The sequence below is a fragment of the Enterobacter sp. MGH 16 genome (assembly GCF_000493175.1).
Classification (GTDB): Bacteria; Pseudomonadota; Gammaproteobacteria; order Enterobacterales; family Enterobacteriaceae; genus Enterobacter; species Enterobacter roggenkampii.
The window spans coordinates 1,014,393-1,037,589 of the sequence record NZ_KI535695.1; the positions used below are offsets into that span (position 1 = coordinate 1,014,393).

Annotated in this window: 31 protein-coding genes and 3 pseudogenes; 24 read left to right on the forward strand and 10 right to left on the reverse strand. The window is 48.5% G+C overall.

Annotated elements, in window-relative coordinates; translation table 11 throughout:
* Positions 1-53 precede the first annotated feature (53 nt).
* Positions 54-773 carry a LexA family protein gene (locus L362_RS17810; protein ID WP_023343891.1) on the reverse strand — a complete coding sequence of 240 codons (720 nt, stop codon included), beginning with the start codon at positions 771-773 and terminating at the stop codon, positions 54-56.
* Between the two features lie 98 nt (positions 774-871).
* Between L362_RS17810 and L362_RS17805 the strand changes: the two genes are divergently transcribed.
* Both L362_RS17805 and L362_RS17800 read left to right on the forward strand, forming a co-directional pair.
* Positions 872-1,090 (forward strand): Cro/CI family transcriptional regulator, encoded by a 219-nt coding sequence (locus L362_RS17805; protein ID WP_023343892.1) that lies wholly within the window; start codon positions 872-874, stop codon positions 1,088-1,090.
* 57 nt (positions 1,091-1,147) lie between these two features.
* Entirely contained in the window at positions 1,148-1,618 is a 471-nt protein-coding gene (locus L362_RS17800; RefSeq protein WP_023343893.1) for a YmfL family putative regulatory protein, read from the forward strand.
* 178 nt (positions 1,619-1,796) lie between these two features.
* On the opposite strand, the gene L362_RS24870 is transcribed toward L362_RS17800, so the two are convergent.
* Positions 1,797-1,970, reverse strand: coding sequence for a hypothetical protein (locus L362_RS24870; RefSeq protein ID WP_230469180.1), 174 nt, complete (start codon positions 1,968-1,970; stop codon positions 1,797-1,799).
* Between L362_RS24870 and L362_RS23695 the strand changes: the two genes are divergently transcribed.
* The 9 genes and pseudogenes from L362_RS23695 to L362_RS17770 all read left to right on the forward strand — a co-directional run.
* Positions 1,899-2,072 carry a DUF4222 domain-containing protein gene (locus L362_RS23695; protein WP_230469178.1) on the forward strand — a complete coding sequence of 58 codons (174 nt, stop codon included), beginning with the start codon at positions 1,899-1,901 and terminating at the stop codon, positions 2,070-2,072. The two genes, L362_RS24870 and L362_RS23695, sit on opposite strands and share 72 nt — an antisense overlap.
* Positions 2,029-2,950 (forward strand): annotated as a pseudogene (locus L362_RS0122825) (conserved phage C-terminal domain-containing protein). The gene L362_RS23695 and the pseudogene L362_RS0122825 overlap by 44 nt, the downstream one beginning before the upstream one ends.
* Entirely contained in the window at positions 2,947-3,441 is a 495-nt protein-coding gene (locus L362_RS17790) for a hypothetical protein (RefSeq protein ID WP_023343896.1), read from the forward strand. Before L362_RS0122825 ends, L362_RS17790 begins: the two are co-directional and overlap by 4 nt.
* A complete protein-coding gene (locus L362_RS17785) occupies positions 3,441-4,100 on the forward strand; it encodes an MT-A70 family methyltransferase (RefSeq protein ID WP_023343897.1) in 660 nt (219 codons plus the stop codon). The genes L362_RS17790 and L362_RS17785 overlap by 1 nt, the downstream gene beginning before the upstream one ends.
* A gap of 61 nt (positions 4,101-4,161) precedes the next feature.
* On the forward strand, positions 4,162-4,551 hold the full coding sequence (locus L362_RS17780; protein WP_023343898.1) for a RusA family crossover junction endodeoxyribonuclease: 390 nt from the start codon (positions 4,162-4,164) through the stop codon (positions 4,549-4,551).
* On the forward strand, positions 4,548-5,537 hold the full coding sequence (locus L362_RS17775; RefSeq protein ID WP_023343899.1) for a DUF968 domain-containing protein: 990 nt from the start codon (positions 4,548-4,550) through the stop codon (positions 5,535-5,537). Before L362_RS17780 ends, L362_RS17775 begins: the two co-directional genes overlap by 4 nt.
* A gap of 14 nt (positions 5,538-5,551) precedes the next feature.
* Positions 5,552-5,926 carry an antiterminator Q family protein gene (locus L362_RS0122830; RefSeq protein WP_032637684.1) on the forward strand — a complete coding sequence of 125 codons (375 nt, stop codon included), beginning with the start codon at positions 5,552-5,554 and terminating at the stop codon, positions 5,924-5,926.
* A 74-nt stretch (positions 5,927-6,000) separates the two neighbouring features.
* The gene (locus L362_RS23425) at positions 6,001-6,849 is read left to right on the forward strand and encodes a DUF6602 domain-containing protein (RefSeq protein ID WP_023343900.1); all 849 of its coding nucleotides are present in this window, start codon (positions 6,001-6,003) and stop codon (positions 6,847-6,849) included.
* A gap of 254 nt (positions 6,850-7,103) precedes the next feature.
* A pseudogene (locus L362_RS17770) lies at positions 7,104-7,325 on the forward strand (putative holin); the annotation flags it as partial.
* Between the two features lie 32 nt (positions 7,326-7,357).
* On the opposite strand, the gene L362_RS17765 reads toward L362_RS17770, so the two are convergent.
* A protein-coding gene (locus tag L362_RS17765; protein WP_155249600.1) for an IS3 family transposase occupies positions 7,358-8,478 on the reverse strand; the annotation gives its coding sequence in 2 pieces (ribosomal slippage) (positions 7,358-8,220 and positions 8,220-8,478; 1,122 coding nt in all).
* Between the two features lie 97 nt (positions 8,479-8,575).
* On the opposite strand from L362_RS17765, the gene L362_RS25070 reads away from it, so the two are divergent.
* Complete coding sequence (locus L362_RS25070; protein WP_023343903.1) at positions 8,576-9,115, forward strand: gp53-like domain-containing protein; 540 nt, start codon at positions 8,576-8,578, stop codon at positions 9,113-9,115.
* Between the two features lies 1 nt (position 9,116).
* Positions 9,117-9,557, forward strand: coding sequence for a tail fiber assembly protein (locus L362_RS17750; protein WP_023343904.1), 441 nt, complete (start codon positions 9,117-9,119; stop codon positions 9,555-9,557).
* 41 nt (positions 9,558-9,598) lie between these two features.
* Here L362_RS17750 and L362_RS23710 read toward each other — a convergent pair whose 3' ends face one another.
* The 3 genes from L362_RS23710 to L362_RS17740 all read right to left on the reverse strand — a co-directional run bounded on the left by L362_RS23710 (position 9,599) and on the right by L362_RS17740 (position 11,881).
* Entirely contained in the window at positions 9,599-11,119 is a 1,521-nt protein-coding gene (locus tag L362_RS23710; RefSeq protein ID WP_023343905.1) for a phosphoethanolamine transferase, read from the reverse strand.
* Positions 11,120-11,387: 268 nt separating this feature from the next.
* Positions 11,388-11,636 (reverse strand): hypothetical protein, encoded by a 249-nt coding sequence (locus tag L362_RS17745; protein ID WP_155249601.1) that lies wholly within the window; start codon positions 11,634-11,636, stop codon positions 11,388-11,390.
* Positions 11,637-11,641: 5 nt separating this feature from the next.
* Complete coding sequence (locus tag L362_RS17740; RefSeq protein WP_023343907.1) at positions 11,642-11,881, reverse strand: DinI family protein; 240 nt, start codon at positions 11,879-11,881, stop codon at positions 11,642-11,644.
* Between the two features lie 98 nt (positions 11,882-11,979).
* Between L362_RS17740 and L362_RS17735 the strand changes: the two genes are divergently transcribed.
* The 4 genes and pseudogenes from L362_RS17735 (at position 11,980) to L362_RS17720 (ending at position 14,033) form a co-directional block, all read left to right on the forward strand.
* On the forward strand, positions 11,980-12,219 hold the full coding sequence (locus tag L362_RS17735) for a hypothetical protein (protein ID WP_023343908.1): 240 nt from the start codon (positions 11,980-11,982) through the stop codon (positions 12,217-12,219).
* 901 nt (positions 12,220-13,120) lie between these two features.
* Positions 13,121-13,288: pseudogene (locus L362_RS23715) on the forward strand (isocitrate/isopropylmalate family dehydrogenase); the annotation flags it as partial.
* A gap of 77 nt (positions 13,289-13,365) precedes the next feature.
* A complete protein-coding gene (locus tag L362_RS17725; RefSeq protein WP_008500751.1) occupies positions 13,366-13,713 on the forward strand; it encodes a DUF1304 domain-containing protein in 348 nt (115 codons plus the stop codon).
* Positions 13,714-13,787: 74 nt separating this feature from the next.
* Positions 13,788-14,033 carry a DUF2543 family protein gene (locus tag L362_RS17720; RefSeq protein ID WP_008500750.1) on the forward strand — a complete coding sequence of 82 codons (246 nt, stop codon included), beginning with the start codon at positions 13,788-13,790 and terminating at the stop codon, positions 14,031-14,033.
* A gap of 289 nt (positions 14,034-14,322) precedes the next feature.
* On the opposite strand, the gene L362_RS17715 is transcribed toward L362_RS17720, so the two are convergent.
* Positions 14,323-15,822 (reverse strand): EAL domain-containing protein, encoded by a 1,500-nt coding sequence (locus L362_RS17715; protein ID WP_023343910.1) that lies wholly within the window; start codon positions 15,820-15,822, stop codon positions 14,323-14,325.
* Between the two features lie 236 nt (positions 15,823-16,058).
* On the opposite strand from L362_RS17715, the gene L362_RS17710 reads away from it, so the two are divergent.
* The 4 genes from L362_RS17710 to L362_RS25025 all read left to right on the forward strand — a co-directional run bounded on the left by L362_RS17710 (position 16,059) and on the right by L362_RS25025 (position 19,916).
* Complete coding sequence (locus tag L362_RS17710; RefSeq protein WP_023343911.1) at positions 16,059-17,579, forward strand: EAL domain-containing protein; 1,521 nt, start codon at positions 16,059-16,061, stop codon at positions 17,577-17,579.
* Positions 17,580-17,746: 167 nt separating this feature from the next.
* Positions 17,747-19,231 carry a sensor domain-containing diguanylate cyclase gene (locus L362_RS17705; RefSeq protein WP_369796316.1) on the forward strand — a complete coding sequence of 495 codons (1,485 nt, stop codon included), beginning with the start codon at positions 17,747-17,749 and terminating at the stop codon, positions 19,229-19,231.
* 284 nt (positions 19,232-19,515) lie between these two features.
* On the forward strand, positions 19,516-19,764 hold the full coding sequence (locus tag L362_RS17700; protein ID WP_008500746.1) for a GlsB/YeaQ/YmgE family stress response membrane protein: 249 nt from the start codon (positions 19,516-19,518) through the stop codon (positions 19,762-19,764).
* A 29-nt stretch (positions 19,765-19,793) separates the two neighbouring features.
* Entirely contained in the window at positions 19,794-19,916 is a 123-nt protein-coding gene (locus L362_RS25025; RefSeq protein WP_008500745.1) for a hypothetical protein, read from the forward strand.
* Here the strand turns inward: L362_RS25025 and L362_RS24570 are convergent.
* A complete protein-coding gene (locus L362_RS24570) occupies positions 19,895-19,993 on the reverse strand; it encodes a YoaK family small membrane protein (protein ID WP_014883431.1) in 99 nt (32 codons plus the stop codon). The two genes, L362_RS25025 and L362_RS24570, sit on opposite strands and share 22 nt — an antisense overlap.
* Before the next feature lie 45 nt (positions 19,994-20,038).
* Positions 20,039-21,067, reverse strand: a complete 1,029-nt coding sequence (locus tag L362_RS17695) for a sensor domain-containing diguanylate cyclase (RefSeq protein WP_031274981.1) — start codon at positions 21,065-21,067, stop codon at positions 20,039-20,041.
* Positions 21,068-21,376: 309 nt separating this feature from the next.
* On the opposite strand from L362_RS17695, the gene L362_RS17690 reads away from it, so the two are divergent.
* Both L362_RS17690 and L362_RS17685 read left to right on the forward strand, forming a co-directional pair.
* Complete coding sequence (locus L362_RS17690; RefSeq protein ID WP_008500743.1) at positions 21,377-21,631, forward strand: putative hemolysin; 255 nt, start codon at positions 21,377-21,379, stop codon at positions 21,629-21,631.
* 80 nt (positions 21,632-21,711) lie between these two features.
* Positions 21,712-22,017 carry a nuclear transport factor 2 family protein gene (locus L362_RS17685; protein ID WP_008500742.1) on the forward strand — a complete coding sequence of 102 codons (306 nt, stop codon included), beginning with the start codon at positions 21,712-21,714 and terminating at the stop codon, positions 22,015-22,017.
* Here the strand turns inward: L362_RS17685 and L362_RS17680 are convergent, their stop codons facing one another.
* Positions 22,018-22,362, reverse strand: a complete 345-nt coding sequence (locus L362_RS17680) for a DUF488 domain-containing protein (RefSeq protein WP_008500741.1) — start codon at positions 22,360-22,362, stop codon at positions 22,018-22,020. It lies immediately after the preceding gene.
* Between the two features lie 101 nt (positions 22,363-22,463).
* Here L362_RS17680 and L362_RS17675 point away from each other — a divergent pair, with 101 nt between their 5' ends.
* Entirely contained in the window at positions 22,464-23,171 is a 708-nt protein-coding gene (locus L362_RS17675; protein WP_008500740.1) for a CTP synthase C-terminal region-related (seleno)protein, read from the forward strand.
* Positions 23,172-23,197 lie beyond the last annotated feature (26 nt).

Sequence of the window (23,197 nt, forward strand, 5' to 3'; positions counted from 1 at the left end):
TTTATGATTCGTAAGGTGAAAAAAGATGAAAAAATAAGGAGCCGATTGGCTCCTTATTTGAAGATGGTTTCAGGCCATTGGGCCTTGACGACCTTGCCAATTATCCTGCAATTCTCATTACATTCAATGGCCTGATAGCGAGGGCTTGGGTTGAGAGGTTCGAGCCAGGGTTTACCGTCTTCACGAACAAATTTTTTAAAAGTAACCTCTGAATCGTTGAATATACCAGCAACACAGAAATCACCAGGCTCAACGTCCTGTTCTGGATCTATGAGTATAAGCATTCCCTCAGGAAAGCTTGGCTTTACTCCAGGAGGCGCAGCCATTGAATGGCCTGATACCTCAAGCCAAAAGGCAGAATCACTGGCTTTAACAGTGGTTGAAACCCATTCCTTCGCGTCGCGTTCTGTGTATGAATTAACAGGGCAAAATGAGCCCGCCTGCACTTCGGTTAACAGCGGGTACTCATATACAGAGGAATGATTCCTTCCGTTCGCAATCGCCTCAAACATAGCTGATATCTCAGCTGCAAGGGATGGACTGAAATCATCGACTTTTACTCCGAGAATTTTAGCGAACTGTGCGGCATGAGTAGCGTTGATAGCATTTGTGCCATTCAGTAACTGAGCGATACCACTTTGTCCCATACCCATTTGCTCAGCCAAAGTCTCCTGTGAGAGCCCAAGCGCTTTTTTCTTGGACTCAAAGATAGCTTTTAGCCTGTTGGCGTCGGCGATTTGTTCGGCGGTCAATGGTTTCTTTTTCATTCTCATAATTTATCACCGCACGGCATAATCACCAATCACCGCTAGTGTTGACTTGTTTATCACTAACAGTGATACTTTTTATATGTAAACCACGAGGAAAACCAATGAAGATTATTCCGCTCTCTGAATATGTTTTGGAAAACGGGCAGGCTAAAACCGCTGAGGCTCTTGGGGTATACCAAAGCGCCATAAGTAAAGCCATCAAGCGTAATCGCCGGGTAAATATCCTGATAAACGAAGACGGGAAAATTGAAGCCGAGGAAGTCCGACCATTCCCTAACAAAAACAAACCTGCTGATCCTGACGTTGCCGTAACACTGTAACACTGTAACACCGTAACCCAGCAATCAGCATCACGTAACTACCAAAGGAAAAACAACATGGTAGAACCAAGCCTGAAAGAAGTAGTTAAAGCGATGTGTAAAGCGTACTCGGGTGGCCGTGAGGCTATGGCCGGTGCTCTTGGCATGTCACTAACGCAGTTCAATAACAACCTGTACGAGAAGAACGGCTGTCGCTTCTTCGAAGTGAACGAGCTGGAAGCAATGGAAGACATTTCAAACACATCTCTCCTGGCTGATTACTTCGCGCAACGTCGCGACGCTTTGCTGGTGGACGCTCCCAAGCTGGAAGACCTCGATCGCGTAGACCTTTTTACCCGAGCCATGAGAACTGCAGCAGCACGCGGACAGGTTGATCAGATTATCCAGAAGGCCCTGGAAGACGGAGTGATAGAACCGCATGAAGCTGAAGAGATTCACGAGCATCACCGCCGCCATCTGGCAGCGCGTGAAGAAGAAATCCGCGCGATTGTCGCACTCTTTAGCCGTAAGCAAAGCCAAAAGAAGTGACGCCAGCGGGCGTGCAGGCCCCTGGCGTCTTGGCGTGTCGTATTCAGTGGAGAAACTAACGCATGAACAGTTTAAACCGATTGAGACCAGCGAAGCAATTCAGATGCCTTCCGCTGGTGGGAAAAGACTCCCCGTTCGGCTATGTGGAGAGATTAAACGACCAGGCTGACACGAACAACTACCAGCCTGAGAACGCGATGGTAGAGGCTTTTGCTCTGATGAACGAGAAGGGGCGTGAGGAATGGCTGAAGTTGACCGGCGATTCAGAGACCGCAGAGGCATCCCCGTCCACGTTGTCAGGTGGGAGCCACAGACTCGACGCGTTATATACCTTCGCGAAGGGTACGATCATGAGTGCTTCAGCCCTCTTGAGCAATTCCAGCGTAAATTTACAGAGTTAAAGGACGATCATGAGCCTGTTGATGCCATCCCGGCCGATAGTGATAAACCCTGACCTTGCGTACAGCATTGGCCTGAACGAGGCTATTGCGTTGCAGCAGGTAAACTACTGGCTTAAAGAAACCACCTCCGGACTGGAGCGTGACGGCGTGCGCTGGATTTACAACACCAACGAGCAGTGGCTGGAGCAGTTCCCGTTCTGGTCTGAGTCTACGCTGAAGCGCACATTCACACGCCTGAAGAACCTCGGCGTGCTCAAAGTTGAGCAGCTGAACAAGTCTCAGCGCGACATGACGAACTACTACACGATCAACTACGAAAGCGAGCTTTTAGATGAGGTCAAAGTGACCAAATCGAAGAGTTCAAAATGCACTCTTCCATCAGGTCAAAATGAACCGATGGAAGAGGTCAAAGTGGAACGCTCCAACGGGTCAAAACGAACCGCTCTCATCAGGTCAAAATGCACTGATGTTCTTACAGAGAATACAACAGAGAATACTACAGATATTAAAAAACCTATTTGTCCGGTTGCGCCGCAACCAGACCCTGAGGTGATGATCACAGATAACGCCATTCTTGTTTTAACTCATCTCAATCAGGTGAGTGGTTCCCGATACCAAAAATCTAAAAACCTCTCTTGAGAACATCAGGGCGCGCCTTCGCGAAGGTTACAGCGTTCACGACCTGCAGCTGGTAATTGATCTAAAGCATGAACACTGGAACGGCAATGATGATCAGTACCAGTACATGCGACCTGAAACTCTGTTTGGCCCGAAAAAATTCGAGTCATACCTGCAAAGTGCTACTCGCTGGGAAAGCAAAGGCCGCCCTAAGCGCCAGGATTGGGAAGGACAGCGGAATAACTCCAGCATGATGGTATTTGGCGGGCCAGATAAATCAATCCCAGCAGGTATCAGAGGAGCTAAGCCATGAGCCTCTTGAAAGACATTCAGATTTTCATCGCCACCAACCCTGGCTTAACGAACAAAGAGATTGCGGCATCAATGCCACAGTACGACGTTCATGCTGTTCAGCGCGGGGTATGCCACCTGGTCAAACTGAATCGCGCTACCCGCCAGCACAACGGCAAGTGCTACCAGTATTTTGCTAAAGCGCCGAGTGGGGATGTGAGCGAAGGGCGTTCTGCACTGAAAATTAACCGAGCTGACGCACCAGCTGCATCAGAACAGGAAGCCGCACCGAACCCGGCAGTAACCGCGATGATGGAAAAAGCTCAAGGCCTATTCGAAAAGGGGCTCTTCCAGCGTGCGGCCACGGTTCTGATGGAAGCATTCAATCGCTCAAAAGACGAAGAGCAGCGAATGAAGATACTGATTGAGCGCCAGCGTTGCCTGAACATGGTACCGAAAGTCAAAACGCCTACTGACGCATGGTGTCTGGCAGGTCAGGGGAGGAATATCTAATGAAATACTCTCTGATTTACGCAGACCCAGCCTGGGAATACGGGAACACCGTCAGCAACGGTGCAGCCGCCAACCACTACGGCACGATGAAGCTGATCGACTTGAAGCGTCTGCCTGTTTGGGACCTGGCTGCGGATGATGCTGTTCTGGCTATGTGGTTCACCGGCACGCATACCCGCGAAGCGATTGAACTGGCTGAAGCCTGGGGCTTTAAGGTCCGCACGATGAAGGGCTTTACCTGGGTGAAGTTCAACCCATTGGCAGAGCAGCACATCAACAAAGCTCTTCAGGCTGGTGGAGTGGAGGACTTTTACGACTTCCTCGACCTGCTGAACGTACAGACCCGTATGAACGGCGGCAACTACACCCGAGCCAATACCGAAGACATGCTGATCGCCACCAGGGGGAATGGACTGGAACGCCAGTGCGCCAGCATCAAGCAGGTTATCTACAGCCCACTCGGTGAGCACAGCCAGAAACCAGCAGAGGCGCGTTTCCGTCTGGAGAAGCTTTACGGTGACGTTCCGCGCATTGAACTGTTTAGCCGTTGCGGTGCGTCTGGCTGGCACCACTGGGGTAATCAGTCCGAGTCAGCTGCGGTTGAATTGATTCCCGGCGTTGCTATTCCGGTGACAAATAACCGGGAGCATGCAGCATGATAAAACTTTCAACCGGGCAGGATAACGCTGTTGAATGGCTGAAAAAACAGGGAGTGACTTTATGAAACTGGTGCTCCCGTTCCCTCCGAGCGTAAACACCTACTGGCGAGCCCCTAACAAGGGGACGTTAAAAGGCCGCCATCTTATCAGTGAGAAAGGCAGGGCATATCAGAGTGAGGCATGCACAGCGATTATTGAGCAGCTGCGTTGCCTTCCTAAACCATCATCGTCACCAGCTGCGGTGGAGATCCTTCTCTTTCCACCAGATGCTCGCCGTCGGGACATCGACAACTACAACAAGGCTCTGTTTGATGCGCTTACGCACGCTGGCATCTGGGAAGATGACAGCCAGGTGCAGAGAATGCTGGTGGAGTGGGGCCCTAAAGTTCCGGTTGGCAGGGTTGAAATAGCGATTACTAAACATCAACCAGCGGTAGGAGTAATAGGGTGAGAGCAATACTGACACCTGAAGTTGCACCAATGTCGGGAGTTGTGCTGTTCCGCCCTGGCAACGAGCTGCTGTGGCTGTTCCGTCGCGGAAGGGTAGTGATTGAAACTCCTTCGGAAGCCATCCAGCATCTGCCATCTGGGCTGATTCCTGAAGCTCACCAGCCACTCACAGATGATGTCAGTATGCAGGAACTTTTCCTGAACGAGCGGATTATTCAGCGTGCTGGTGGACTGAGTGGCCTTGATGCCTGGCTGGAACGTAAATTCGAATGTCAGTGGCCGCACAACGAATGGCACTCAAAGGACTTCACACTGCTACGCCACGCCCCCGGCAGTATTCGACTGTGCTGGGGATGCGATAACCAACTGCGGGAACAAACCACTGAAAGACTGGCAGGAATTGCCATGCAGAACCTGGTAAAATGGCTACTCGAAAGGGTAAATATTATGCTGGGTTTCAGCGCTGATCATACCCTGACGCTGCCGGAGTTCTGCTGGTGGATGGTACGTAACGATCTGGCTGACCTTATTCCTGAATCAGTGGCTAACCTGGCACTCAGGATTAAGCCTGAATCGCACAGCTCAGTGATGCGGGAAAGCGACATTGTTCCGTCATTACCGGCGACTGAAATCCTCCAGGAGAAAGTGAAGACGATAGTCTCGGTGAAGGTCGATCCTGAATCACCTGAATCTTTCATGCTGAGGCCAAAGCGCCGCCGCTGGGAGAACGAGAAGTACACCCGCTGGGTGAAGTCGCAGCAGTGTAGTTGCTGCAATAACCCTGCAGACGACCCCCACCACCTGATAGGCCACGGGCAGGGTGGAATGGGTACCAAAGCGCATGATCTGTTTGTGATACCGCTGTGCAGAGCGCATCACGACGAGTTGCACGCTGATCCTGTGGTATTTGAAGCGAAACACGGAGACCAGTTAACGCTGCTGTTTCGATTTTTAGATCGTGCGCTGGCAATCGGCGTATTAGCTTGAAAAGTGGAGAAAACATGCGTGATATTCAGATGGTTTTAGAGCGTTGGGGCGGATGGGCTGCGAGTGATAGTTCTGGGGTTGATTACTCATCTATAGCAGCTGGTTTCAAAGGTCTTCTTCCCCCAACAAGCAAACCCCGCCTGTCATGTACAGATGACGATGCCATAATTATTGAGGGATGCTTGGCCCAACTAAAGAGTCGCAAACCGTATGAGCATTCACTTATTGTTGCTCACTACCTGTATGGTGTATCAAAGCGAAAGATGGCTAAAGCCCGAAAAAAAGATGAAAAATTAATACGTATTGAGATACAGATGGCTGAAGGATTCATAGATGGTTGTCTTTCAATGTTAGACATAACACTAGATATGGATGTTGAAATAAGTTAGTTTATGCTCTGAAGTATATACCCATGACGATTTTAAATTTATTACATGGGTATTCATGTGTACTGGAGGATAATATGTCAAGTAGGATATTTGATGCGCTTTATCGCGAGAAAATAGATATCTTTACAAATTCTTTTTCCGCAACTTCGAACGAGGTTTTTTATGATCCGGAAAAGAAACGCCTTATTCATGCTGGTGAATATGGAATGTATCGTGAGTCTGTGGTTAGGGATTTTTTGAGCTTCATAGTTCCTCAGCGACTTGCTATATCTAATGGTTTCTTAATGTCGGGGATGGATGACATTAGTACACAATGTGATGTCGTTATTTTTGATTCTAAAATGACACCGCTTTTTCAAGGCGCTGACAAACATAGATTTTTCCCAGTTGAATCTGTTTACTGCATCGGTGAGGTTAAATCAAATTTATCGCGTGCTAATTTTCAAGAAGCCATAAATAAGCTTGCGAGAAACAAAGCTATTGCCGAGAGAATAAAAAACCCATCATTAAGTATTGACACTAGTGGTTTTGTTTTTAAACCGACCTATAATCCCACTCATATATATTCTAGTATACTGATCTGTAAAAAACTTGATTTTGATATAAGCAATTTGGAAAATGAAATGGATGCGCTTTATTCTGATGAAATACAATATAGGCATAGGCATAACCTGATCCTTAGTATCGAGGATGGTCTTTTTGCCTATGCTGCTTCAGATGGAATGAAAGCCCCAATCCCAATGGCTCGTCAGCAAAACTTAAAAAACTGTTTCATAAGCCCACAAAATGACAAATATTATCACATGAAATTTTTTGGTACATTTATGTTTATGTTAACTACGCAAAAAATATCTTTATATCCTGAGTTCTCAGATTATATATCACCAGTGAAAGATGGAGGGACTGCCAGGATACAAAAATGATTTAGTTTGAAGAGGCTATTTAATGATCCTTCAATATTGATATTGAGTTTTCTTCTACCGTGGTAAAAAGAATGTAAAAACTCTAACGCGGTCCGCAAATCTTGTTGTAATGTGTTAAGAATGGTCATTTAGACACGAACTTAAAAGAATTCAAAACCTCGCTTCGGCGGGGTTTTTTCGTTTTTAATGGCTTTTTTATAGTGGCTTTTTTATCCCATCGTTCTGAGAGGATTCATTGCAAAAGAGGGGGCTAAATGTCCGATCCTGTTTCTGGCACTACGATAGCGGCTGGTGGTCTGATGGGGGCCAGCATGTTCGGTTTGGCAACCGGCATTGATTATGGTGTAGTGTTTGGTGCATTTGCTGGTGCGGTTTTCTATGTCGCTACGGCGGTTAATATCAGCCGCCTTAAGCTGGTGGGCTACTTCATCACCTCATTCATCTTCGGCGTCATCGGAGCGCCATTGCTTGGCTCTTACTGACCTGCCCCCAGGATTAGATACAACCTTCAGTTAGTAATGTCGGTTGGTTTTTCTTCATATTTCCTGTTTCGCCAGTCCGTTGCGAATTCAGCTGGTGTCTGGTAATCCAGCGATGAATGGGGACGGCACTCGTTATAATCCTGCCGCCAGTCATTAATCGTTTTCCGGGCATGAAGAATATCGCTGAACCAGTGTTCATTCAGACACTCATCGCGAAAGCGTCCGTTAAAACTCTCAATAAATCCGTTCTGCGTTGGCTTACCTGGCTGGATGAGCCGTAGTTCCACACCATGCTCAAAGGCCCATTGATCGAGCGCGCGGCAGGTAAATTCAGGGCCCTGATCGGTTCTTATTGTCGCCGGATAGCCCCTAAACAGCGCGATGCTGTCCAGAATACGCGTGACCTGAACGCCTGAAATACCGAAAGCAGCGGTGATCGTCAGACACTCCTTCGTGAAATCATCCACACAGGTCAGGCACTTGATTCTCCGACCGTTGGCCAGTGCGTCCATAACGAAATCCATCGACCATGTCAGGTTCGGCGCATCCGGGCGCAGAAGCGGAAACCGTTCGGTTGCCAGCCCTTTACGGCGTCGTCTGCGTTTTACGCTCAGTCCATTAAGGTGGTAAATACGGTATACCCGCTTGTGATTGACGTGAAGGCCCTCCCGACGCAGCAGCTGCCAGATGCGGCGGTAGCCAAAACGCCTGCGCTCCAGTGCCAGCTCAGTGATGCGCCCTGATAAATGCGCATCAGCCGCCGGACGCTGAGCCTCGTAGCGGCAGGTCGACAGAGACAAAGCAGTAAGCCTGCAGGCACGACGTTGCGACAGACCGGTCGCATCACACATAAACTTAACGGCTTCCCGCTTGTGGTCTGTCGTCAGTACTTTCGCCCCAGAGCCACCTGAAGCGCCTCCTTATCCAGCATGGCTTCGGCAAGCAGCTTCTTGAGGCGGGCGTTCTCCTCTTCAAGAGATTTAAGCCGCTTCACCTCAGGAACTTCCATGCCACCAAACTTCTTGCGCCAGGTGTAGAAAGTGGCATCGGAAATGGCGTGCTTACGGCAGAGCTCACGGGCAGAAACCCCGGCTTCCGCTTCGCGAAGAATACTGATGATCTGTTCGTCGGAAAAACGCTTCTTCATGGGTATGTCCTCATGTGGCTTATGAAGACATTACTAACATCGGGGTTTGTTAATCAACGGGGAGCAGGTCACAGATCTTGATGACGATTATTTTGACATGCTGCAGGAAGAGCTTGCTGGCGTGGTGGAAGCTACAGGGGTTGTGCTGGATAAATCCAAACACAACCAGCTTCTGACAGCCCTGAAATCATTGTTGCTCAGTCGCGCACATCCATTTGCTGATATCAAAGATGATGGCTCTGCTGCAGTGGCCGAAGCTCTTTCAAATCTTGGTTTGGGAACAGCTGCAACGAAGAATGTTGGTACAGGTTCAAATCAACTCCCTGATATGTCCAGCTTTGCCGCCTCGTTATCTGGAAGTGGCTGGCAAAAATTGCCTGGGGGTCTGATTATTCAGTGGGGCCAGGTGCTTTCAAATTCTGGAGGCTTTGCTCCCTGGACATACCCGATTGCATTTTCTACAGCCTGCTTCCATGTTTACGCCACGCCGTTCGTCGGTGCATCGGCCAATAACTTCACCCTTACCGAAATTGGCAATCCGGGACTAACTGCCGTCACTACCGCCTGCTACGTCAATGGCGTGCAGTCCAGCACTGCCGGTCAGGTTGGGGTTCGTTATCTGGCAATAGGATACTGAAATGAAAAACTATTTATGGTCGCCATCCAAAAACGCATTCATTCCTGCTGGAATGGTTGAAGACTATCGCAATGCTGGCTGGGATATTGATGAGTTAATACCCGTTGATGACGCAGTTTTTGCGGAATATTCAGCAACACCTCCAGATGGAAAGATAAGGGGAATTTCCGCCGACGGTTTTCCTGAATGGGCAGATGCTCCACAACTGACAACCGAAGAACAGATCGCACTTGCAGAGCGGAAGAGACAAACTCTTCTCGCACAGGCGAATGAGATAACCGCCGACTGGCGAACTGAGCTCCAGCTTGACATCATCTCTGATGAGGATAAGGGTAATCTTATTAAATGGATGGCTTACATTAAGCAGTTAAAGGCGATGAGTTTCTCCAAAATTATTGATGAAGCAAGTTTTGACAACATTATATGGCCTGTAAAGCCTTAGCTGGCATCCCTCCCAGAAGTTTGGGAGGGAGTAACTTAATGTCAGTGAGTTAAACGTTCCGCTGGTTCATCATTCAAGCTTTTATATTCTATCATTGACTGACCATTGAAGACTTCTATTTTCTCGTTGGTATCATTCCAGTCTTTTATTTTTGGTGCCACAACTTTCACACCTAATTCCTCAGCAAAAAATGAAATGAAGTTAAAGGCACTTTTAGGAGAGTTTATGTGTTTTTTGTTACTGAGCGTGTCTGATAAGACAATTAATGGGACATTGTAGTTTTCCTTAACTTTATCACCATGCCTCAAATATAATCCCCCATCAATTTTCCTCTCTGATAAACCATGATCAGAGAAATATATCAAAGTGAAAGGAGTACTTTCTGACTGAAGTGTTTCATAGACTAACTTTATAAAATTATCAGTTTTTCTATATGTTGATATATAATCTGATATGTCTTTGTTTGAGTAATTGAAGAATGGCTTCTCACCATTTAGTCTATCTACAAATTGAGGGTGGGAACCCATAATATGCAATGCAATAAACTTACGGCCATTTGATGAGTTTAGGGCTTTTTTGAAATAAGGCAGCAATGAGTAATCATCAGTGTTCAATGACTCAAAGTCTCCCTTTTTTAGGAATATTTGATGATCACTATATGTTGCAAGTTTGGATGTAGGTAAATCAAAATCACCCAAAAAGCCTTGATTCGACAACCAGAATGTTTCGTATCCTGCTTGTTTGGCTAGGTTTATAATGTTATGAGATATATCGACATTAACACCACTGCTTAACGCCAATGTCCTTGGTAGAGATAGAAACGTATTTGGAGCCGTAGATATGTAGTTACGGTAAAATATGCCATTCGCTTTGTTAAGGAATGGTGTTGTTGGCAATGGATAGCCAAATGCGGACATATAATCTTTTCGCATGCTTTCACCGATAATTAATACTACGTTTGTAGGTGATTTTGTATTGTTTGGTATTATTCCCCACTGAGCGTTTGTGTTTCCTGATTTTAATTGATTAATTTGTTTGGAGTATGCATTGAATGAATTTGCGATGCTGGCAACAAAATCAACTGCTTTTATCTTGGTTAGTTTCCCAGTAATACCTAATGATATTATGAAAATTACAGTTAAGAAAACAAATGAAAATTTTACTTTTGTCGGGATATTGGTTGTATAGGCGTATCTTCTTAATGCGAAATAAGATGCGACAACCAATAATGGTAAGGCATAGCAAAATAATGGAACCGATTTTATAAATTCAAATGTTTCTAAATGGTTAGTTTGTAAAAGAGATGCAGTAATTGATAAGGATGGTTGTCCGTATAGATAGCCAACAGGGAAGTAAAAGGCTAATAATACTAATAAAGGATGTAGTATTGTTTTTTGAAGTGGCGGGTAAAATGAAAATACAATTAGACATAAGGAAGAGAATACAATGTCAATCCCCTTTGCTCCGTGATAACCAAATGAATAGTTAATAACAAAAGATGAGAATAAAATTGCTATTAAATATCCGCTGTATTTTTTTGTTACAGCAATGTAATTTGCCATTCCTTTAACACCTTGTTCCTGTTAGAAATTCAAAACTATTTTTGTTCATCTTTGCTAATTATGCTGTGTTATTCAATAGATAATTGATCAATCAATAAGACTTCTAGCGAAGCTTAATGTCCTTCAGGTGAACATTTTATCAGTTGTGGCGTAAACCAGGAAGCCGCCGCACCGTCGTATGCAAGAACGGGCGGCGGCTGGCTGGTGATCTTCCGATAGTGCGAGTATTGAATGGTTACCAGCCAGCGCTCATTCTACCAGCAGATGATCAGCAGGCAACGTTTGGGAAACGACTACTTGCAATTTTGGTGGCAGCGGTTATCGCAAACGCGGCTTCTTTGAAAAAACGAGGGGAGGCAAGCTCCCACTTACCGCTTTTGTGGATAAATAATACATAATCCGGGATAGTGTCAGCATCCCGGACAACAGCAAAAGTTAGCATGTCGTCGGATGCTTTTGGCAGCTGGTTGTCGGGCGGGAAGTAGATACGCGCTCCCGAGATGATCATGTTGTCCATGCGCATTATTCTTCCACTAACCACATATCGGATTCTTCAAACATTTCCTCCAGCATGCGGTTAAGCTTTTCCCGATCGCTTTTGCTGGCATCGCTATTCAAGGCGTTTGCCTGCATTGGCTTCACCCTCACTTCAGCATCAGGGAAAATCTGGTGCACCCGCTTCGTCAGCTCGGCTAGGATGATCTCTCTGGCCCCCTGGAGCCCATCAACATTTCGCTTGTCATAAACCAGTTCAACAAACATACCGATCCCCTTTAAGTTAAAAAATCCTGTTCTTGATCTGTTTTTATAAAAATACTACTGTATATGTATACAGTAAATGGGCGAATGAGGGTTCATTTATGCCTCGTCAACCGGATATTCGTGCTGCTTTTATTGCGGCCATACAGCAAAACCCGAAGGGCTATCTCTGTCTGCGTACAGACAAATTCATCGCTGAACTGCAGGAGAGGCACTGGCATTTCAGTCAGACGGATGCAAATGCATGGATCGAGCGATACCAGCCAGACTTCGCCGATAAGACAACAAACGGGAGCGAGAACCGATACTGGATTCTGCGTAACATGGGGAGGGTTTTCTAATGGGCTTTCCTTCACCGGCAATGGATTACCAGGAACAGCGGTTAACCATAGATCTGCTATGCGGAATTGACGGGAACTGCCGGGTAATAGAGAAGTCATGTGGTTGGGCTGTCATTAACGTTGCCCTGAGACCAGAGCAGGGAGATACGCTCCTGGTAAGAATGGATAACAGGAATGAGTTTGCAAAGCTTTACGGTTCTGCGTTGGTCACTGAAGATGGTGAAGCGATAGAAGGCGACGCGCTGGATGACGTGGAGGTTTTTGGAGTGTTAACGCATAGCCTTAACAGGGTAGGGAACGATGATTGCCCGGCGATTTAAAGCACGGTTAAACCATCATTTCACCATAGTTTCACCATATAGATTTTACACAAAGAAAAAACCAGCCATAAAAGGCTGGTTTTGATAATAATTTTGGTCGGCACGAGAGGATTTTAACCTCCGACCTCCGACCCCCGACACCCCATGACAGCGTTTACTCAAACTGAAGAAAGGTTTGCCCTTTGTGCTGAGTAATGAGCAAAGTCGGATTTTCTTCGCACCCTTCGCAAGTGAAATAAATTTTCAATCCATCCCTTCTGGCTGATGGGTTTCCCTCCATCGAACGATTGATAGTCACTTCGGATCCATCGACAACCACGTGGTTACCTTCTTGTGCATCCTCTGTACGGTCAAAAATTTCGTATTTGTATTGGTGCAGATAAGTACCCTTACAATGAGGGCAGCAAAGGAGGTGCTCGAAAGATGTACTTAGAAGGAGATCGCCAGTCATTTCATTCCCCAAAACTAAAAACAAAGATAGTGGTATCAGCAAGTTAGCACATGGCGTTAATGTCGTAAAATGAAACAAAGAATGTTGATAATTATCTGTAAAAGCAGTAGCTTAAGTAAAGCTCAAACATGTAATGCTGCGTCATATGGAATGGTTCGAAGCCGCAGACCTGATCGTTAAAGGTATGGAAGGCGCGATCAACGCGAAAACCGTAACTTACGATTTCGAACGTCTGATGGAAGGCGCTAAGCTGCTGAAATGCTCAGAGTTTGGCGACGCGATTATCGCGAACATGTAATCCAGATTCTGGGTTAAACAAGAGCGGGGGCCTGAGGGTTCCCGTTTTTTTTGCCTCTGCCCGCGGGAGACAACCCGATGTTAGCCACTGTCCTTATCACTGTCGTTGCACTTATTCATCTCTACATTCTTGTGCTGGAAATGTTCCTGTGGAATACCAAAACCGGGCACAAGGCCTTTAATCTGCGTCCTGATTTTGCACGCGACACCCGCGTGTTGGCGGCGAATCAGGGGCTGTATAACGGGTTCCTGGCGGCGGGCCTGCTGTGGAGCCTCTGGCTCGGCGAAAACGGGATTCAGGTGGCCATCTTCTTCCTGACCTGCGTGCTGATCGCCGGGCTTTTTGGCGCAGCCACCGCCAGTCGTAAAATTTTGTACGTGCAGGCCATTCCCGCACTCGCTGCGCTGCTTGCGTTACTCATCTGAAGCAATGCTTTGGTTGAGATAATGCGTCCGATATACTCGTGACGTTACCTTTATTGACCAGAGACGAGACTGTTATGCACAACGATATCCCCCTGAAATATTATGATATTGCCGATGAGTACGCGACGGAGGCCGCAGAGCAAGTCGCGGAATCAGAGCGCGACGCGCTTGCACACTATTTCCAGCTGCTGCTTACCCGCTTAGCGAATAATGAGGAGATCAGCGAGGAAGCCCAGCAGGATATGGCCACAGAAGCCGGGATCCGTGCGGGTCGCATTGATGATGTTGCGAACTTCCTCAATCAGTGGGGAAATGAATAGCCTGCCTCAAAACCGTTATGGTGATGCTTTGCGATACAGCTCAGCATCACGCTATCGGACCACATGCATTTTTTCCGCAGAATAGGCGAAGCGGGTTTATCGACAAGCAGCGCGAAAATAACGATCAGAAAAAAGAGTACTGCTGGAAAAACTAAGGATAATTTCACGTTTTTAACCAAAATAAGAGTGTGCTTCAGGGTAATCTACCGTCTGAATATGACGACTATATGTTTTGGCGGAAAAAATGGAAACGTCCGAGTGTAAAAAAACGAGCAGGACAGGCTTCATGTTAGGGGGCGACGCCGGTGAGTCGCTTCGCCAGCTCGCTCCGGGTGAGTGCTTTTGAAAAATACCATCCCTGGATCAGCGCGTCGGGATATCTGTTCGCAATAAAGCGATACTGAGTTTCATTTTCCACGCCCTCGAACACAAGGGTTTTATTCAACTTCGCGAGGGCATCGCTGAAGATAACAAAGATGTTTTGCTTATAATCTTCGCTGATGCCATCCACCAGCGATTTGTCAATTTTAATTTCATCATATTCAAGCTGCGACAGCCGCGCCAGATTTGAATTTTGCACGCCGAAATCATCGATTGAAATTTTAACGCCAAGCGATTTTAGTTCCTGGCAGAATCCCTCAAGGATATCCGCCGCGGAAACGGCTTTCTCAGAAAGCTCGACCTTCATCAGGGAAAGGGGAAGGTTGTTGACTAAGCACTCGCGACGCAAAATGTTAATAAACTGTCCGTCTTCAATTTCTTTCCGCCCAACGTTGATTGAAACGATCAGCTGATGCTTAATCGCCAGCGGGGCAATTTCTGAGAGCGATTTACCGATAACATTGCCATAATATCTTTTATACAGCCCGATTTTCTTAATCAATGGGATAAACAGCTCCGGCGAGACGTCTCCGTGTTTTTGATCGCGCCATCGCGACAGAACTTCCACGCCCACGATTTTTTGATCGCGAATGCGAATAATGGGCTGATAGTTAACGCTGAAGGTATTTGTTATCACGGCTTTGATCAGCGTACGTTCCAGCGAAAAACGGTCTTCATGGATACGGAAGACAAATAACGCTATCGCGACCCAGATAAAGTAGAGAATGATCGCGAGAAACGTCAAGATAAACGGGGGTAACGAGGCCAGTCCCGCATCGTGATGTTTTACAATCACGCATAAATCCCACACGGCGCTGCACTGTGTAATGGTCAGGGTGAACAACGTGGAGTGCAGCCAGCTCCGCGCTCGCAGGTCGGGGGCAGCCGAAAAAAAGATCCGGCCAAAGTCCTTTGTGGTGGCACTCAGGGAATAGCTTGCGGTAACCGGGGTGAATTTATCGTAAGCATAGCGGGAGGTGAAGATAATAATATTATTATAAATGGCCGCATTGCCCGTGAAAAAGTCTTTTCTTGAAAACTGCGCGAGGAGAAAACCTCTCGGCGTTTTATGCAGTTCCGCAGGAAGTGGAACGGGCGTCGCGAGTTTACCCCAAAAAGCAGTACAGATAATTTTTCCTTTTTCAATAAAACCGATATCGCCGAAATAGAGGTTGTTAAGCTTTATTTGTCTGTAGCTATCAAGGCTGGTTTTATCACACCCCTGCGTCGTTATGCTTTTAAGGCCCAGCGCCACGTTTTGGGACAGGTCTTCGGAATAATGTAAAAGGGTCCGGGATATTTCAAGCTGTTTGGTTTTTTGCTGACCAAGGATAACCGCATTGACCGCATAAAGAGACAGGATGACCAGAAGCGTTGAAACGATCGCAACGGCAATGCGCTTTTTCATTTTCCGGTTATCCTGTCCGCTCCCTGAATTCATAAATCTTAACACAGCCTGGGCAAGGCACAAGCCTGATAGTCACGCCGGGTGAGCAAATTCGGGCGGGTGAACTCATACGAAAGCATCAGTTTTTTAAGACAATTCTCAGCTAAGCTATTTTCATTGCGATCGGCAACGTCAGGTAAACCACGGGTTCTTCTTTCAGATCCTTCATGCTTGTTTATTCTATTAAGGAAAACATCGTGCGCAACGTGATGATCCCTATTCTCAGTGCCCTGTTTCTTTTTCTGATCGGCATACTGATTATTAACTGGCAGTTATGGCAGATGGCGAAAATGAATAACGTTCATACCGCCACGGTAAGCATCCAGAAAATAGAAAGCATTTTGTCGGAAGCCGTCAGTGCGGCCAACACGGCGAAGCGCGTTGCGGAGCAGGGGTGTACCAGCAGCGGGCAGCTGGCGCTGGGGACAGAAGCTGCGCTAAAACCGCATCTGCGCGCCATCATGATCCAGCAGCAGGGGCAAATCATCTGTACATCCCTTCCGGGGAATGGCGTATTGATTGTTCATCCTGAGACGCTACCTGAAAAAGAATTAATGCTGCTCCCCGGTAATCAACTGGTGAACGGCATCCCGGTACTTGTCTTCCAGATGCCCATCGCGGGCGGGCGCATCATCGTCAGCGTCAGTGATGCGCATTTGCAGGACGTCATCGCGAATGCATCAAACAGCGTTGACCTGGGGTTGGTTGTCGGCGAAAGCATGTTTACGCGCAACGGTGACGTGACCGGATGGAAAGCGGCCTCGTGGACGGGTTCACTTACGGCATCTTCGCAATTCCCCTTTAGTCTGGCCTGGCAACCGCCTGCCTTTTTTAGCCTGACGCGGCTACTGCACCAGGGCTGGAGCCTGATACTGCTGATTCTCGCGCTATCCCTGGCGGTGGGCATTTTGATCCGTCGATACAAGGGAAAAAGCACCACCTTTGAAGACGATTTGCGTAAGGCCATTTTACAGGGAGAGATCGTGCCTTATTACCAGCCGATCGTGAACGGGGACACCGGCGGGTTATACGGTGTTGAAGTCCTGGCAAGGTGGAAGCATCCAAAGTCTGGGTTTATCCCGCCGGATGTCTTTATTCCGATTGCTGAACGTAGCGGGTTGATTATTCCGCTGACCAAAGGCTTGATGGCGAAAGTGGTCACACAGCTTAAGCCGCTGTTGCCGAAGCTACCGGATGGGTTCCATATCGGGGTGAACATCAGCGCCAGACACATTGATGCCCCTTCTTTCCTCGGTGACTGTCGTCTCTTCGGCAAGGGGTTTCAGGGTAAAGCCGTGAAGCTGGTTCTCGAGGTGACCGAACGTGAACCGTTGATCGATAATCCTCATCTGCTGGAAAACCTCAACGCGCTGCATAACGCCGGTTTTGTCATTGCACTGGATGATTTTGGGACGGGGTATTCCGGGCTGTCATGTCTTAATGCGCTTGCCATAGATTATATTAAAATTGATAAAAGCTTTGTTAACCGGGTTTCTGAGGAGAAGGACTCAACGATCCTGCTGGACTGCGTTATTGACCTGGCGAAAAAACTTTCATTGCGTATCGTGGCCGAAGGTGTAGAAACGAAAGAGCAGCTGGAGTACCTCAACCGTAATGAAATTACCCTGTTGCAGGGGTATTATTTTGGTAAACCCGTCTCCTATATCGATTTTATTAAAGTCATTTTATCTAAGCCCAGGGAGGCCGTGATGCTGTAAAACGTCAGGCGCTGTAAAAAAATCAGGAATAGAGCGGGTTGCCTGGCGGTGAAACACAAAATAAAGACGAGCTTCTGTTGTATGCTTAAGTGCAATTCATTTTCCTCTTATCCTGAGCTTTGTTACAGTGACAAGAGTTGTCAGCCAGGGATATCAGGCGTGATAAGGTGGAAAAGCTCGTGCATGTGAAAAATACTTTTTACACAACAACCATTACCGTCATCATTGTCTCATTGATCATCTCGCTGGCGCTTGCCGTCCAAATTGCCACGTCCAGACAGCAGTCAATCCAGCAAATTAATACCAGCGTCGCTAATCTTAGCCACACCCTGGATGTTTATACTGAAGGGATCATGCGCCAGAGTGAAATGTTAATTACTACCGTTTCCGACATAATCGAAATTTATGGCATGACCCCGCAGCAGGCGACCAATATTCAGCACATGATCCATAATCAGGATAACCTTCTTACCCAGATTAATAATGTGGTTGTTTACGATGCTCAGGGCGATATCTTCACCGCGCTGCATGAAAGTTTCACGGGGCCACGCAAAGGCTCGGACAGAGAGTTTTTTATCTATCACAAGGAAAATAAAACTCAGCAGGTCTTTATTGGGGGGCCGGTGGTAAGCAGAACCAATGGCAAATGGGTTATCACCCTCAGTCGGCGCCTTGAAACCCAGTCCGGGGCATTTAACGGTGTCGTGGTGGTGACGCTCGGTATTGAAAATTTTCTGGCACTCTACGGGCAGATTAATATCGGCCACTCGGGCGTCATCGGCTTAACGACGCAATCAGGCGTTCTGCTGGTCCGTTATCCCTTTAAAAATACCTATATCGGCACGATTGTTTCTGATTCACCGCTCTTCAGGAAATATCTCAAAGTACAAAATACGGGGATAGCCAGCTCCATCTCACGGTTTGATAAAATCGAGCGCATCTATGCCTATGAGAAAAACCGACGCTACGGACTGGTCACCACAGTGGCCGTCAGCATTGATGAAGCTCTTGCACCCTGGCGCAAGCAGGCGATTCAGCTGGCGGTACTCATTTTCGTGTTTACGGCGATACTCATCGTGGCGTCGTACTTCCTGTATTCCGACCTGTCCCGAAAAACACGGGATAACAAAGCGCTGAAGATTATCGCTTCAGAAGATGCGTTGACCGGGCTGTACAACCGCCGCGTCTTTGATGAAAAAATCCTCTCGGAAATTGCTACGTGCGCCGCGCATGACGCGCCGATTTCGGTACTGATCGTGGACGTGGACTACTTCAAAAAATACAACGATAACTATGGTCATCCTGAAGGGGACCGGTGTCTGGCAATGCTCGGAAACAGCCTCAGGGAGAGCCTTACCCGTGATAATCAGCTTGTGGCGCGCTACGGCGGAGAGGAGTTTGCGCTGATATTGCCGGATGCGGATATTCAGGAGGCACTTCGTCTGGCCCAGACGATTATTCGCAATGTGTTCTCGCTGCAAATCGCGCATGCCTTTAGCCCCTTCGGCCGGGTGACGGTAAGCGTCGGAATTTCCACCGCCCGTGCCGTCGACATTGCAGGCAGCCAGCAAAATATCATTATTGCCGCAGACCAGGCGCTCTATCAGGCGAAACGCGCGGGACGAAACCGGTACGCGTTTGTTGGGGTATGAGCATAAAAAAAGCCCACTCAGGAGTGGGCAAGAAATACTGGAAGCAATGTGAGCAATGTCGTACTGAATACTTGAGTGTTTCTCTCAACTATTCAGTGTTGAGAAAGATAATCTTTCTCAATAAAAGATGCAACCCCACAGTTTCTGTGGCCCGTACATTTTTTTGATGAATAATTCCCCACTCTCTCATTGTGATGCTTATCACAAATTTCCTTTCTGGAATCCTGTGCTATTCTTTTTTGTGTCGTTGATTTAATGACAAAAACCATACAGAGAGGAAAGTTATGGGAATTTTATCCTGGATTATCTTTGGGCTTATTGCGGGTATTCTGGCGAAGTGGATCATGCCGGGCAAAGATGGCGGTGGGTTTATCGTCACCGTAATACTGGGTATTGTCGGCGCGGTAGTCGGCGGCTGGATCAGTACGCTGTTCGGTTTTGGCAAGGTCGATGGCTTTAACTTCGGCAGTTTCGCCGTCGCGGTGATCGGTGCGCTGGTTGTTCTGTTTATCTACAGAAAGATCAAAAGCTAAGGTCTGAAAGCGTTGAAAAAGGCTGCCAGATGGCGGCCTTTTTACGTACTGGCGTTTACCACCAGCCAAGCTGCGTGCCGGCAAACGCCGCGATGGCAACGATCAGCATAATGACGGTTGTCTTCCGCATTTATGCCCCCGGCGCCGCGTAACCGCCGACAAAAAACCACGCTAAAAATACCACCGCCGTTATAAATATAACGACCGGGAAGAGGATCCCTATTCTCATACCATCACCTGTTTCGGTTTCTGTAACGCCGTAGAGTGTACGGGGTTAATCTATAGTGAGAAAGCGTGATTTGCTTTTTCCTTTCTTATCCTGATACATCGCGACATCCGCAGCGCGTAACGCGCTGTCAGGATCGGTTGCGGCAGGGTCCACTTCGATCACGCCGAAGCTGGCGCCCGGATAAATAATATGAACGCTGCCCAGCCAGTATTCGCCAGCGATGCAGGCGCTGAGGCGCGTTTTGAGCAGCGTAAGCTGCGCGTTATCCCCGTCCTGGTGGGGCTGGCTTAGCGACGCCACCAGAAATTCATCCCCGCCCAGACGACCGATAATATCGTCCTGCTGTTTCTCTTCCGTCAAACGCTTGCCCACTTCTATCAGGAACTGGTCGCCAGCCTCGTGGCCGTAACGATCGTTAATCAGTTTGAAATCATCCAGATCGATGAACGCGATGATGGCGTTACGCTTAAGATGCCGGGCCAGAGAAAAGAGGGTGGTCAGATCTTCAAAAATGGCGCGACGGTTGGGTAAACCGGTAAGGGCATCCGTATAGGAGTGCGCGATGAGGGCCGCATTGGCTTCGCGAAGCTGGGTGACCAGCGACTCTTTCTGAATGGACTGGGCGATCAGCCCGGCGAAGAGCTTCAGAACCTGTTCGCCGCGCTCGCTCAGCGGCTTTCTGGCCGTGCTGGTGGCACAGAGCGTTCCGTAAAGTGAACCATCCGCAAGATGGACAGGAATACTCATGTAGGTGGTAATGCCAAGTGCTTTCGCAGCTTCGCACTCGGGCCAACGCTCGGGCACGTCATTGCTGAATATCGTGTCACTATCCAGCGCGCGCTTGCACAGCGTCTCATCCCATGGGACGCTCAGCCCCTCAGGAATCGTCATCTGCTTGCTGTTGCGGGCGTAGAGAATGTGCTGAAGCCGCGCTTCGATATCCACCTTCGTCAGGTAGGTCGACTCCATGTCGGTGACAATCTCCAGCATCTCCAGCAGCTGGCGAACGAGGCTTTCAAGGGATTGCTCGGTGGCAAGGGTTTCTGAAACGCGAGCGAGGATAAGATCCGACATGACGTAGAATGACTCCCTGGCAGAAGACGTCTGCATCTGCATGTTATGCTGAATTTTTAGGCTTCAGACATAGTAAAACATGAATACAGAAAATTTAATATATGCAGGGGGCGGGCAGCAGGCGAGAAAAAAAGCCCCGTTGTTGAGACCGGGGCAAAGACATCTTGATTACGGAATGATGTTCTCTGGTCATATCGAGAACATGCCACACTATAGTGCTGAAAAGTGCAGTTAAAATGGAGAAATCATGGAGAACGTGGCGATGACCCGTTACCCTTAGACTCTGATGACGTCAAAAGGATCAATGAGATGAGATTTCTGCTTCTGGCGCTGGCGCTTCCCCTGGCCGCCTGCACCGCCAAAACCACGCCACCTGATGCACCGAAACCGCCGCACGTTATCGGTATGGCGAACCCAGCTTCCGTCTACTGTCTGGAGAAAGGCGGGGAACAGGTCCCGGTTCAAAGCCCGCAGGGCGTGCGTACCGAGTGCAAATTACCGGGCGGCGAAGTGATTGATGAATGGACGCTCTATCGTCGCGACCATCCGCAACCCGCCAGGTGACAAAGTAATATTGCCTGCGATACACTTCTCTTTAAGATTATTCTTAGCCAGTTCCTGGCGTTCGTTATCGTGAGAGAAGTATGTTTCAGCTAAAACCGGGCAGCATGGCGATGATCGTTGGCGCCCGCACGGCGTCAGGCCGTCGCAATATTGGTAAATCCGTTGAGCTGTTTGGCCTTTGCCAGCCTGGCCTGCGTTTTGTTAACCCGGTCAACGGCGTGATGACGCAATTACCGGTCACCGCAGATCGCGCGCTTTGGCTGGTGACGGGTGATGTCTACGCCTTTGACAACCAGCACGGCTTTGCGTTTGTCCGCGCCGAACATCTGATGCCGCTCACCCCGGATGAAGCGCCGCAAATTCTGGATGAACTGACGATCGGCTGATCACAGATGGCGCAGCCAGTCGGCTAAGACCAGAGCGTGATTTTGCTCCGTGTTTTTGGCAGCAAAGAGCAGGGTGACGGTCTGCCTGCGCGCCAGCGTCGCCAGACGCGCGCCCTCGTCAGCCTGCTGCGCCAGCTCTTCCCGATAGGCCTGACTGAAGGCGGCGAAATCAATCGTTTCGCTGTGAAAGGCCTTGCGTAGTTCAGTTGAGGGCGCGAGCGCTTTACACCATTCGTCATACGCGAGATCCGTTTTCTTCAGCCCGCGCGGCCACAGCCTGTCCACCAGTATCCTATAGCCGTCGTCAGGGCTTGCCTGTTCGTATACCCGTTTGCACTGAATCATGATTCCACCCTCCCAATTTAAGGTATTGTGATAATTGCAAAAGATCGGTAGTCTGAGGTTCCTTATGTTATCTGATAATACTCTGGCATAAGGAACCTTTCATGGAACACCTCCCGGTTAAAACAACGCTGCGCATTGCGCTGGTTGGCGATTACAATCCCAATGTTATTGCGCATCAGGCTATCCCGCTGGCCATTGACGACGCCGCTGCAGTGCTTGACCTCACCGCCGATTACGACTGGCTGGCCACGACGGAGCTAACAAGCGCTGAAGATCTGGTGGGCTACGATGCCATCTGGCTGGTTCCTGCCAGCCCCTATAAAAACACGGCGGCCGCTTTTATTGCCGCGCGCTACGCCCGTGAGAACGGCATCCCGTTCCTGGGCACCTGCGGCGGGTTCCAGCATGCGCTGATTGAGTATGCCCGAAACGTGCTGGGCTGGGCTGATGCGGCACACGCTGAGACGGATACCGAAGGCACCATGGTGATTGCGCCGCTGACCTGCTCGCTGATGGAAAAAACGGATGCCATTGAGCTGCGCAATAATACGCTGATCGCCAAAGCGTACGGCAAGCCGGAAATTGAAGAGGGGTATCACTGTAACTATGGCGTGTCGCCGGCGTTTGCGCAGGCGCTGGAAAGCGGTGATATGCATGTAACGGGCTGGGACGATCAGGGTGAAATTCGTGCCGCGGAGCTGGTGACGCACCCGTTCTTCGTGATCACCTTATTCCAGCATGAACGTGCCGCGCTGGAAGGACGCCCGGTCGTGCTGGTGCAGGCGATGCTGCGCGCAGCGCGCGGGTAAAAAAGGCAGACCCGGTGGTCTGCCTC